Annotated in this window: 10 protein-coding genes and 2 pseudogenes; 10 read left to right on the plus strand and 2 right to left on the minus strand. The window is 62.9% G+C overall.

Annotated elements, in window-relative coordinates; all coding sequences use genetic code 11:
* Positions 1-27: 27 nt before the first annotated feature.
* The 9 genes and pseudogenes from P3R82_RS27180 (at position 28) to P3R82_RS27220 (ending at position 9,346) form a co-directional block, all read left to right on the plus strand.
* Positions 28-2,241, plus strand: coding sequence for a primosomal protein N' (locus P3R82_RS27180; RefSeq protein WP_283196020.1), 2,214 nt, complete (start codon positions 28-30; stop codon positions 2,239-2,241).
* An 80-nt stretch (positions 2,242-2,321) separates the two neighbouring features.
* A complete protein-coding gene (locus tag P3R82_RS27185) occupies positions 2,322-2,711 on the plus strand; it encodes a DUF4345 family protein (protein WP_283196021.1) in 390 nt (129 codons plus the stop codon).
* 254 nt (positions 2,712-2,965) lie between these two features.
* The gene (locus P3R82_RS27190) at positions 2,966-3,532 is read left to right on the plus strand and encodes a F0F1 ATP synthase subunit delta (RefSeq protein ID WP_283196435.1); all 567 of its coding nucleotides are present in this window, start codon (positions 2,966-2,968) and stop codon (positions 3,530-3,532) included.
* Positions 3,532-5,061: a F0F1 ATP synthase subunit alpha gene (atpA, locus tag P3R82_RS27195; protein ID WP_183902332.1), complete on the plus strand. Its 1,530-nt coding sequence runs from the start codon at positions 3,532-3,534 to the stop codon at positions 5,059-5,061. The genes P3R82_RS27190 and atpA overlap by 1 nt, the downstream gene beginning before the upstream one ends.
* Before the next feature lie 26 nt (positions 5,062-5,087).
* Positions 5,088-5,972, plus strand: a complete 885-nt coding sequence (locus P3R82_RS27200; RefSeq protein WP_183902331.1) for a F0F1 ATP synthase subunit gamma — start codon at positions 5,088-5,090, stop codon at positions 5,970-5,972.
* A gap of 23 nt (positions 5,973-5,995) precedes the next feature.
* Positions 5,996-7,444, plus strand: a complete 1,449-nt coding sequence (gene atpD, locus P3R82_RS27205; protein WP_183902330.1) for a F0F1 ATP synthase subunit beta — start codon at positions 5,996-5,998, stop codon at positions 7,442-7,444.
* Positions 7,445-7,521: 77 nt separating this feature from the next.
* Complete coding sequence (locus tag P3R82_RS27210; RefSeq protein ID WP_283196022.1) at positions 7,522-7,929, plus strand: F0F1 ATP synthase subunit epsilon; 408 nt, start codon at positions 7,522-7,524, stop codon at positions 7,927-7,929.
* A 199-nt stretch (positions 7,930-8,128) separates the two neighbouring features.
* Positions 8,129-8,898: pseudogene (locus P3R82_RS27215) on the plus strand (SDR family oxidoreductase).
* Between the two features lie 100 nt (positions 8,899-8,998).
* A complete protein-coding gene (locus P3R82_RS27220) occupies positions 8,999-9,346 on the plus strand; it encodes a metalloregulator ArsR/SmtB family transcription factor (RefSeq protein WP_183902327.1) in 348 nt (115 codons plus the stop codon).
* Positions 9,347-9,352: 6 nt separating this feature from the next.
* Here P3R82_RS27220 and P3R82_RS27225 read toward each other — a convergent pair whose 3' ends face one another.
* Together P3R82_RS27225 and gloB are read right to left on the minus strand one after the other, a co-directional pair.
* Positions 9,353-9,775, minus strand: coding sequence for a cupin domain-containing protein (locus tag P3R82_RS27225; protein ID WP_283196436.1), 423 nt, complete (start codon positions 9,773-9,775; stop codon positions 9,353-9,355).
* 14 nt (positions 9,776-9,789) lie between these two features.
* Positions 9,790-10,559, minus strand: a pseudogene (gene gloB / locus P3R82_RS27230) (hydroxyacylglutathione hydrolase).
* Between the two features lie 53 nt (positions 10,560-10,612).
* Here gloB and P3R82_RS27235 point away from each other — a divergent pair.
* A complete protein-coding gene (locus P3R82_RS27235; RefSeq protein ID WP_283196023.1) occupies positions 10,613-11,389 on the plus strand; it encodes a class I SAM-dependent methyltransferase in 777 nt (258 codons plus the stop codon).
* Positions 11,390-11,495: the final 106 nt, after the last annotated feature.

Here is an 11,495-nt window from a genome sequence, read left to right on the forward strand (position 1 = left end):
TTGTCGTTGCGGGCATGGTCGCGCCCGATGAGCATAGATTCGTCCGACCTCTTTGGCCCGATCGAGCCGCCGCCCGCCGTGCGCACGGTGTCGGTGCTCGTACCCATGCCGGCGCTCAGGCCCTATTCCTACTCGGTGCCAGAGGGCATGGCGGTGGAGCCCGGTTCCGTGGTGCAGGTGCCGCTCGGGCCGCGCCAGGTGATCGGCGCCGTCTGGGAGGGGGGCGACGAGGGCGTCGATCCAAAGAAGCTCCGGCCGATCACCAAGGTGTTCGACTGCCCGCCGCTGTCCAAGGAGATGCGCGATTTCGTCGACTGGGTGGCGGGCTATACGCTGTCGCCGCCGGGGCTGGTGGCGCGCATGGCGCTGCGCGTGCCGAACGCCTTGGATCCGGAACCGATGGTCGAGGGGCTGCGCTTCGTGGGCGGCGAGCCGGAGCGGATGACGCCGGCGCGCGCCCGCGTGCTCGATGCGGCCGGCGACGGGCTGTCGTGGACGCGGATCGGCCTCGCGCATGCGGCCGGTGTTTCGACCAGCGTCGTCGATGGGTTGATCGCGCAGGGGATACTCGAGACGATCTTCCTGCCGCCGCCGCCGATCGTGGCGAAGCCGGATCCGGATTTCGCGCCGTCGCGGCTCGCCGGTCCGCAGAAGGAGGCGGCCGACGAGATCCTTGAGGAAGTCCGCAACGGGCAGTTCGCGGTGTCGCTGATCGATGGCGTCACGGGGTCGGGCAAGACGGAGGTCTATTTCGAGGCGATCGCCGAGACGCTGAAGCGCGGCAAGCAGGTGCTGATCCTGTTGCCGGAGATCGCGCTGACGGCCAGTTTCCTCGAGCGTTTCCAGGACCGCTTCGGGGCGAAGCCCGCCGAGTGGCATTCGGATCTGGCGCCGAAGACGCGCGAGAAGGTGTGGCGGCAGGCGGTGACGGGGGAGGTCCGGGTCGTGGCGGGCGCGCGTTCGGCGCTGTTCCTGCCGTTCGAGGATCTCGGGCTGATCATCGTCGACGAGGAGCACGATCCCGCCTACAAGCAGGAAGACCGCGTCTATTACAACGCCCGCGACATGGCGGTCGTGCGCGCCCGGATCGGCGATTTTCCTCTCGTGCTGGTCTCGGCCACGCCTTCGGTGGAGAGCCAGGTCAACGGCCAGAGCGGGCGCTATACGACCATTCATCTGCCGACACGCTTCGGCGACGCGGCGCTGCCGGATCTGCATCTGGTCGACATGCGCCGACATGCGCCGGAGCGTGGCGGCTTCCTGTCGCCGGTGCTGTTGCGGGCGATCGGCAAGACGGTGGAGAAGCAGCAGCAGGCGCTGTTGTTCCTGAACCGGCGCGGCTATGCGCCGCTGACGCTCTGCCGGGTCTGCGGCCATCGTTTCCAGTGCCCGCAATGCTCCAGCTGGCTGGTCGAGCACCGCTTCAAGCGGCAGCTGCAGTGCCACCAGTGCGGCTATCACCAGCACACGCCCGAGGCATGCCCGGAATGCGGCACGTTCGATCATCTCGTTGCCTGCGGGCCGGGAGTGGAGCGGATCGCCGAAGAGGTGGAGCGGCATTTTCCCGAGGCGCGGACCATCGTGCTCTCCTCGGACATCATGGGGGGGGTGAAGCGGCTGAGGCTGGAGCTCGACGCCATCGCCAAGGGCGAGGCGGATATCGTCATCGGCACGCAGCTGGTGGCCAAGGGGCATAACTTCCCGCTGATGACGCTTGTTGGTATCATCGATGCCGATCTCGGGCTGGCGAACGGCGATCCGCGCGCGGCCGAGCGGACCTTCCAGCTGCTGTCGCAGGTGACGGGACGCGCCGGACGCACGGGCCTCAAGAGCCACGGCCTGCTGCAGACCTACCAGCCGCAGCATCCCGTGATGCAGGCGATCGTGTCGGGCGACGCGGGCGCCTTCTACGAGCGCGAGATCGCCGAGCGAGAGAGGGCGATCCTGCCACCGTTCGGTCGGCTGGCGTCGATCATCGTCTCGGCGGAAACGCGGCAGGACGCCGAGGGGCATGCGCGCGGCATGCGCAACGCCGCCCCACAGGTAACAGGCATCTCCGTGCTCGGCCCGGCCGAGGCGCCGCTGGCGCTGGTGCGCGGACGCCATCGCTTCCGGCTCCTCGTGCATGGTCGCCGGAACTCCGACATGCAGGCCTACCTGCGCACCATGCTGGCGCAATCTCCCAAAGAGCGCGGCTCCATCCATGTGCAGCTCGATATCGATCCGCAGAGCTTCCTTTAGATACAGGCGATCTCGGCCGTTTGCGGTCTCGGCCAATCGTGGCATAAGGGCTGCAAATCACAGTGATTTGGGGTCACACCATGGATTTCTACTTTCCGATGGAGCTGGGCGAGCAGCTTGCCTTCGGCGCCGCCGCGTTTACCGCGCTTGCGGGCTTCATCATCATGTTCGCGCCGGGCTACGCGATGCGGCTCTACGGCATGCAGGTGCGCGAGGGGCGCCGCGACGGCTATGCCGAGCTGCGCTCGATGGGGGGCTTCTATCTCGGCTTCGGGCTGGCGGCGATCATGCTGGCGCAGGACTTCACCTACCTGGCGCTCGGCGGCGCTTTCGCGATGGCGGCTTTCGCGCGCATCATCTCGCTGCTGTCGGACCGGGGAAGCACTGTCATGAACTATGTACTTCTGGTTGTGCAAGTGGTTCTGGCGGCGCTTCCGCTCGGCTATGTCTTCGGTTTCTTTTCCGCCTGAAACGTGCCGATTTCGGAGCGGCCGCCTGTGGGCCGTGAACGGTTTCAGCATTTTTGCGGCATAAATCGCAGCTAAAACAGGATTACGGCGTTACGCGTGTTGCGAGTCCCGATATCCTATGTTAGACGGACCCCGAATTTCGGAAGAAGCAAGAGGCTTCTCTTGCGATTTCTGGGGGAAATCATAACGAATTCAAGAATTTAAATCAGGCGCCCGCCGGAGGCCGGATTCTTGGGTTGAAATCAGGGAAATTTGTGCCCGTGGCAGACACGTCCCAGCTTACATCTGGTGTTGCAGAGCGATATGCCTCGTCGCTGTTCGAACTGGCGCTCGAAGAGGGTGCCGTCGCTACCGTGACCGCCGATCTCGACCGTTTTCAGGCGATGTTGGACGAGAGCGAGGATCTGACCCGCTTCGTGACCAGCCCGGTCTTTTCGGCCGAGGATCAGCTGAAGGCGATCATCGCGATCAGCGAAAAGGCCGGCATCAGCGGGTTCGTCGCAAACTTCCTGAAGGTCGTGGCGCGCAATCGCCGCCTGTTCGCTCTCCCGGGCATGATCAAGGCCTTCCGTGTCATCGCTGCCCGTCAGCGTGGCGAAATTACCGCCGAGGTCACCTCGGCCCATGCGCTCGACGCAGCGCAGGAAACTGAATTGAAGGCGGCGCTGAAGGGCGTCACCGGCAAAGACGTGGCGGTCAACGTCACGGTTGATCCGTCAATTCTTGGTGGTCTGATCGTGAAGGTCGGGTCCCGTCAGATTGATACGTCTCTTCGTACCAAACTCTCTACCCTTAAGCTTGCATTGAAAGAGGTTGGCTGATGGATATCCGCGCCGCGGAAATTTCCGCAATTCTCAAAGATCAGATTAAAAATTTCGGCAAAGAGGCCCAGGTCTCGGAAGTCGGTCAGGTGCTCTCCGTCGGTGACGGTATCGCTCGCGTATACGGTCTGGACAACGTCCAGGCAGGCGAGATGGTCGAGTTCCCGGGCGGCATCCGCGGCATGGCGCTGAACCTTGAAGCCGACAACGTCGGTGTCGTTATTTTCGGTTCCGACCGTTCCATCAAGGAAGGCGACACCGTCAAGCGTACGGGCGCCATCGTTGACGTTCCGGTTGGTCCGGAACTGCTCGGCCGCGTTGTCGACGCTCTCGGCAACCCGATCGACGGCAAGGGCCCGATCAACGCGACCCGCCGTGCGCGCGTCGACGTCAAGGCTCCTGGCATCATTCCGCGCAAGTCGGTTCATGAGCCGATGTCGACCGGCCTCAAGGCCATCGACGCGCTCATCCCGGTTGGCCGCGGCCAGCGCGAGCTCGTCATCGGCGACCGCCAGACCGGCAAGACCGCGATCATTCTCGACACGATCCTGAACCAGAAGCCGATCCACGACAACGGCCCGGATGGCGACAAGCTGTTCTGCGTCTACGTCGCTATCGGCCAGAAGCGTTCGACCGTTGCCCAGTTCGTCAAGGTTCTCGAAGAACGCGGCGCGATGAAGTATTCGATCGTCGTCGCCGCCACGGCGTCCGATCCGGCTCCGATGCAGTACCTGGCGCCGTTCGCCGGTTGCGCCATGGGCGAATACTTCCGTGACAACGGCCAGCACGCCCTGATCGGTTACGACGACCTTTCCAAGCAGGCTGTCGCCTATCGCCAGATGTCGCTTCTGCTGCGCCGCCCGCCGGGCCGCGAAGCCTATCCGGGCGACGTCTTCTACCTGCATTCGCGTCTCCTCGAGCGCGCTGCAAAGCTTTCCGACGAAAAGGGCGCTGGCTCGCTGACGGCTCTGCCTGTCATCGAGACCCAGGGCAACGACGTTTCGGCGTTCATTCCGACCAACGTGATCTCGATCACCGACGGCCAGATCTTCCTTGAAACCGACCTGTTCTACCAGGGCATTCGTCCGGCCGTTAACGTCGGTCTGTCGGTTTCGCGCGTTGGTTCCGCCGCTCAGATCAAGGCCATGAAGCAGGTTGCCGGCTCGATCAAGGGCGAACTCGCCCAGTATCGCGAAATGGCCGCCTTCGCCCAGTTCGGCTCCGACCTCGACGCGTCCACGCAGCGTCTGCTCAACCGCGGCGCACGCCTGACCGAACTCTTGAAGCAGCCGCAGTTCTCGCCGCTGAAGACGGAAGAGCAGGTCGCGGTGATCTTCGCCGGCGTCAACGGCTACCTCGACAAGATCCCGGTCAACCAGGTCGGCAAGTTCGAGCAGGGCCTGCTGTCGTACCTCCGCTCGGAAGGTTCGGCGATCCTCGACGCAATCCGTAACGACAAGGCCATCAGCGACGACACGAAGGGCAAGCTCACCGCTGCCATCGACAGCTTCGCGAAGTCTTTCTCGTAATCGGACCCAGTTAGGACGGATCACGGATGCCTTCACTTAAGGATCTGAAAAACCGGATCGCCTCCGTCAAGGCGACGCAGAAGATCACCAAGGCGATGAAAATGGTCGCCGCGGCGAAGCTTCGGCGTGCGCAGGAGGCGGCCGAGGCCGCCCGGCCCTATTCGCAGCGGATGAACGCGGTACTGGCGAATATCGCCAATGCCGTCACCGAGGCGGATGGTGCGCCGACGCTCATGACAGGTACAGGCAAGGATCAGGTTCACCTGCTCGTCGTCTGCACCGCCGAGCGTGGCCTCTGCGGCGGTTTCAACTCGCAGATTTCTCGTTTTGCCCGTGACCACGCCCGCAAGCTGGTCGCAGAAGGCAAGACGGTGAAGATCTTCACCGTCGGCAAGAAGGGCTACGACAGCCTGCGCCGCGAATTCCTCTCGCTCATCGTCGAGCGCAAGGAACTTCGCGACGTCAAGCGCGTCGCCTTCGAAAATGCCGACAGCATCGGCAAGCGCATCATCGAGATGTACGAAGCCGGTGAATTCGACGTCTGCACGCTCTTCTATTCCGAGTTCAAGTCGGTGATCTCGCAGGTTCCGACGGCACAGCAGCTCATCCCGGCCTCGGCTGGCGAAGTGGCTGCCGAGGACGCGGCACATGCGAGCGCAGTCTACGAATACGAGCCTGATCCGGCATCGATCCTCGAGGATCTGATTCCACGCAACATCTCGGTCCAGATCTTCCGCGCGCTCCTCGAGAACGTCGCCGGCGAAATGGGCGCCAAGATGAGCGCGATGGACAATGCGACGCGTAACGCTGGTGAGATGATCAACAAGCTGACGCTGAACTACAACCGTCAGCGCCAGGCTCAGATCACCAAGGAACTCATTGAAATCATTTCGGGCGCGGAAGCGCTCTGAGGTTAGGGAAAGAGGGTAAGAAGATGGCTAAGGCAGCTACCCCCAAGAAGGCCGCGGCAGGCTCCGCCGGCAAGGTCACGCAGGTTATCGGCGCCGTCGTCGACGTTGCTTTCGAAGGCGAACTGCCGGCGATCCTGAACGCACTCGAAACCACGAACGGCGGCAACCGCCTCGTGCTCGAAGTCGCTCAGCACCTGGGTGAAAACGAAGTCCGCACGATCGCCATGGACTCGACCGAAGGTCTGGTTCGCGGTCAGGCCGTTTCCGACACCGGCGCACCGATCACGGTTCCGGTCGGCCAGGAAACGCTCGGCCGTATCATGAACGTCATCGGCGAGCCGGTCGACGAAGCCGGCCCGCTGGTCACTTCCGGCAAGCGCGCCATCCACCAGGATGCGCCTGCCTACGTCGACCAGTCGACCGAAGCACAGATCCTCGTCACCGGCATCAAGGTCGTCGACCTGCTCGCACCTTACGCAAAGGGCGGCAAGATCGGCCTGTTCGGCGGCGCAGGCGTCGGCAAGACCGTTCTCATCATGGAACTGATCAACAACGTCGCCAAGGCGCACGGTGGTTACTCGGTCTTCGCAGGCGTGGGTGAACGTACCCGCGAAGGCAACGACCTTTACCACGAAATGATCGAATCGGGCGTCAACAAGCATGGCGGCGGCGAAGGCTCGAAGGCAGCGCTCGTTTACGGCCAGATGAACGAACCGCCGGGCGCACGCGCACGCGTCGCTCTGACCGGTCTGACCATCGCTGAAGACTTCCGCGACAAGGGCCAGGACGTTCTGTTCTTCGTCGACAACATCTTCCGCTTCACGCAGGCAGGTTCGGAAGTGTCGGCTCTGCTCGGCCGTATTCCTTCGGCCGTTGGTTACCAGCCGACGCTCGCCACCGACATGGGCCAGATGCAGGAACGCATCACGACCACGACGACGGGCTCGATTACCTCGGTTCAGGCCATTTACGTCCCCGCCGACGACTTGACCGACCCGGCTCCGGCCACCTCGTTCGCCCACCTGGACGCAACGACCGTTCTGTCGCGCTCGATCGCCGAAAAGGGTATCTACCCGGCCGTCGACCCGCTCGACTCGACCTCGCGCATGCTCGACCCGATGGTTGTCGGCGAAGAGCACTACGAAGTCGCCCGTAAGGTGCAGACGACGCTTCAGCGCTACAAGTCGCTGCAGGACATCATCGCCATCCTCGGCATGGACGAACTGTCCGAAGAGGACAAGATGACGGTTACCCGCGCCCGCAAGATCGAGCGCTTCCTGTCGCAGCCGTTCTTCGTCGCCGAAGTCTTCACCGGTTCGCCGGGCAAGCTGGTTGCTCTCGAAGACACGATCAAGGGCTTCAAGGGCCTCGTCAACGGCGAGTACGATCACCTGCCGGAAGCAGCCTTCTACATGGTCGGCTCGATGGAAGAAGCCATCGAAAAGGCCAAGAAGCTCTCCGCAGCCGCTTGATGCATTCACTTACGGCGCGCAGGGACCGTCCCCGCGCGCCGTCTCTCGTTTCAAAGACAATCAAGAAGTGAAACGTCATGGCTGACAATTTCAATTTTGAACTCGTATCTCCGGAGCGTCTGCTCTTGTCCGAGATGGTGACCGAAGTTGTCATTCCGGCAACCGAGGGCGAGATGACCGTCATGGCGAACCACGCGCCGACGATGACGACCATCAAGCCTGGCGTCGTGAGCGTTCGCTCCGCCAGCGGTGTCAAGAAGGACTTCGTGGTGTTCGGCGGCTTCGCCGACATCCTGCCGACCGGCTGCACGCTGCTCGCCGAATCGGCGATCCCTGTCGAAGACGTCTCCAAGGACGAACTCGACCGCCGCATCGAAGCCGCCAAGGCCGAACTCGAGGATACGCATCATCACGAGCACAAGTCCAAGCTGGAACACTTCATCATGGAAATGACGCACCTGCAGGGTGTCGTCGGCAAGGATTGAGCCTTAGAGCCTCTCTACGGTTCGGACTGTCATCGAAGCGGCCGCAAGGCCGCTTTTTTGTTGGCCGGTCGACCAATGTTCACCATCTCATCACGAGATGGCGAAGCAGCGTGCCAACGGTTGATCATTGGCGGATGCAAAGGCTATCTTCTCACCGCGTCGGATACAGATCGGTTCGGCCGTTGATCGGGAGGGTTTGATGTTTCATCCGAAGTTGTTCGAAAACCGCAACGTGGTCGTCACGGGCGCAGGCCGCGGATCGGGCTCGAGGTCGCGAGACAATTTCTCGATTGCGGCGCGCGGGTTCTGGTTCACACCGGCCGCGACGGCGAGCGGGCGCTGCCCGATTTCCTGCTGACGGCGGAAGAGGACCGGCGCGCCATTCTCATCGCCGGCGATTTTTCGACGGGGGAGGGATGCGACGCCTTCACCAAGAAGGTGCTTGGCCATTTCGACAAGATCCATGCGCTGGTCAACAATGCCGGGACGATGGTCGGTCGCTTTCCGGCGGGTACGCTGACCGAGGCGCAATATGGCCAGGTGGTGCAATTGAACCAGACGTCGGTCGTCGAGGTCACCAGGGCGCTGCTGCCGGCGCTGAGAGCGGCCGGCGAGGCGGCGATCGTCAACACCGTCTCGATCTCGGCGCTGACAGGCGGCAGCCCGGGCTCGGCCATCTACTCGGCCTCCAAGGCGTTCGTCTCGACTTACTCGAAGGCGCTGGCTCGCGAGCTCGCGCCCGACGGCATTCGCGTCAACTGCATCTCGCCCGGAACGATCGAAACCGATTTCCATCAGCGCTATTCGTCGGCCGAAAAACTCGAGCAGACGCGCAAGGGCATTCCGTTGCAGCGGCTCGGAACCGCCGAGGACTGCGCGCCCGCCTACCTGTTCATGGCAGCGCCGTCGCTCTCCGGTTACGTGACCGGCCAGGTGCTCGAGATCAATGGCGGCCAGCTTATCTGCTGATCGACTTTTTTTGGCATTTTAGGAAATCCAAACTATCGCGCTTTGCGTATATGTTATGAACACCTGTCAGTTTTGATATATATGCAAGCAGAGACGTAACATGCACTTGCCGACACCTCGATCGGGTATGGCCGATCACGAATTGCAGGGGTTTTCGACGAAAGCTCGGGCAGCAAGTGAACTTCTGAAAGCATTGGCTCATCATACGCGTCTGCTCATCCTGTGCATTCTCGCGGAAGAGGAGAAGACCGTCGGCCAGATCGAGGACATTCTCGGCATGCAGCAGGCCATGGTCTCGCAACAGCTGGCCCGTCTTCGTCTCGAGGGTCTGGTCAATACCCGTCGCGAGGGACGCATGATCTATTACAGCGTCGGCCACTCGGGCACGGTGTCGCTGCTGCAATCGCTGTTCGTCATGCTGCCCGACGGGGCCGAGCAGCAGGGGTAGGGCCTTTCAGGCGTCCGGCGACCAGCCGGGTGGCGCCATCTCGAAGCTTGCGAATTCGAAGCCGGGCGAGACCGTGCATCCCACCAGCGTATAGTCGCCGAGCGTCTCGGCCGATTGCCACCAGTTGGCGGGAATGATCGCCTGCGGGCGCTGGCCTTCGAGGATATCGGGGCCGAGCATCAGCGTCTCGCTTTGGCCGCCGTCTTCGGCGCGGTGCAGCGCCAGCGGCGCGCCGGCATAATAGTGCCAGACCTCGGCTGCGTCGTGGACGCGGTGCCAGTGCGAGCGCTGGCCGGATGTCAGCAGGTAATAGATTGCCGTCGAGTGCCCGCGCGCGCCGCCTTCGCTGTCGCGAAAGGTCTGGATGTAGAAGCCGCCCTCCGGGTGCGGCTGCATATCGAGTTCGCGGATGATGTCGTCGGCCGAGATCGGCGCCCGCGTCATCAGAAATTATCCTTGCGCTTGCGGATTTCGGCGAAGACCTCTTCATTGGTCTTGGTTTCCATCAACAGGTTGCGGCGGATGGCGGGGTCGCCGGCGCGCAGGAAGGGGTTGGTTTCCTTTTCGAGCGCGAGCGTCGTCGGAATGGTGAACCTGCCCTCGGCGCGCAGCGCCTCGATTGCGGCGGTCCGTGCCTTCAGCCTCTCGTTGTCGGGATCGATGGTCAGCGCGAAGCGGGCGTTGGAGAGCGTATATTCGTGGCCGAAATAGATCGCGGTTTCATCGGGAAGCACAGCGAGTTTCTGCAGCGAGGACCACATATCAGCGGCCGGGCGTTCGAACAGCCGGCCACAGCCGAGCGCGAAGAGGGTGTCGGCCGCGAAAAGCAGCTTGTCGTCGGCGAAGTGGTAGCAGATATGGCCGGCGGTGTGGCCGGGGGTCTCGATGACGTGGACGGTATGGTCGCCGAAACCGAAGGTGTCGCCGTCGGCCATCGTGCGGTCGAGGCCGGGGATCGCCACCGCCTCGTTGATCGGGCCGATGACCTCGCAGCCGTACTTCTCCTTCAGCGCCAGATTACCCTCGACATGGTCGGTATGGTGATGGGTGGTGAAGACGTGGCTGATCGTCCAGCCGCGACGGTCGGCGCGGCGATGACCGCGTCGGCGTCGGGCGCATCGATGGAGGCGGTGTGGCCGGTCTCGGGATCATGAACAAGCACGCCGAAATTATCGGTGCGGCAGAGAAAAACTTCTAAATCCAAAGGTTTCATAATCTAAAGTGCCTCTTTATCTCGGACTGACCCCAAATGTAGAGGCTGCGGCCTTGAAGTCCAACCGCCCGCTGATAACATTTATCGCAATGCACGCGGATATTGTCGACCTACGCCAGTTCTATCATTCCGACCTCGGCCGCATCGCCGAGCAGTCGATCGCCATGGCGCTTTCGTCCCTCTGGGTGCGGCTGCCGCAGGAGCGGCTGGTGGGCATCGGCTATGCCGTGCCGTTTCTCGATCGTTTGCGTGGTGACACCGAGCGTACCTTCGCTTTCATGCCGGCTGGACAGGGCGCCGTGAACTGGCCGATGGGATCGCTGTCGTCGACGGCGCTGATATTCGACGAGGAACTGCCGCTGCCGGATTCGTCGATCGACCGGGTGCTGATGGTGCACTCGCTGGAATTCGCGGAAAATCCGCGCGAGACGCTGAAGGAGCTCTGGCGGGTGCTGGCACCGGGCGGGCGGCTGGTCATCGTCGTGCCGAACCGGCGCGGCGTCTGGGCGCGGCTGGAGCACACGCCTTTCGGCTCGGGCCGCCCCTACTCGCGCGGGCAGCTGACGCATCTCTTGCGCGAGACGAATTTCACGCCGGGCGCGTCCGCCGAAGCGCTTTTGTTCCCGCCGTCGAAGCTGCGCACGATGATGCGGTTGCGTGGCGCATTCGAATATGTCGGGCGGGCGCTCTGGCCGGCGTTTTCAGGGGTCATCATCGTCGAGGCGCAGAAGCGGCTCTATCAGGGCCTGCCAGTGGCGGTGCGCGCCTCGCGGCGCGTCTTCGTGCCGGTGCTTTCGCCGCATGGCGTGCCGACGACAAGGAATAGGTAGGGTGCGTTTTCCCTTCTCCCCTCGGGGAGAAGGTGGCCCGAAGGGCCGGATGAGGGGGCTCCGGGCTCGGAGTCCACCTCGTCGTCTTATTGCCGGCAATTAGTGG

Origin of the sequence: Rhizobium sp. AN80A (assembly GCF_030053015.1) — a bacterium.
Taxonomy (GTDB): Bacteria; Pseudomonadota; Alphaproteobacteria; order Rhizobiales; family Rhizobiaceae; genus Rhizobium; species Rhizobium metallidurans.

Excerpts from the sequence above, each read along its gene's own strand:
- P3R82_RS27180 (WP_283196020.1), top strand. The coding sequence starts at position 28 with ATGAGCATAGATTCGTCCGACCTCTTTGGCCCGATCGAGCCGCCGCCC.
- P3R82_RS27185 (WP_283196021.1), top strand. The coding sequence starts at position 2,322 with ATGGATTTCTACTTTCCGATGGAGCTGGGCGAGCAGCTTGCCTTCGGC.
- atpA (WP_183902332.1), top strand. The coding sequence starts at position 3,532 with ATGGATATCCGCGCCGCGGAAATTTCCGCAATTCTCAAAGATCAGATT.
- P3R82_RS27200 (WP_183902331.1), top strand. The coding sequence starts at position 5,088 with ATGCCTTCACTTAAGGATCTGAAAAACCGGATCGCCTCCGTCAAGGCG.
- atpD (WP_183902330.1), top strand. The coding sequence starts at position 5,996 with ATGGCTAAGGCAGCTACCCCCAAGAAGGCCGCGGCAGGCTCCGCCGGC.
- P3R82_RS27210 (WP_283196022.1), top strand. The coding sequence starts at position 7,522 with ATGGCTGACAATTTCAATTTTGAACTCGTATCTCCGGAGCGTCTGCTC.
- P3R82_RS27220 (WP_183902327.1), top strand. The coding sequence starts at position 8,999 with ATGCACTTGCCGACACCTCGATCGGGTATGGCCGATCACGAATTGCAG.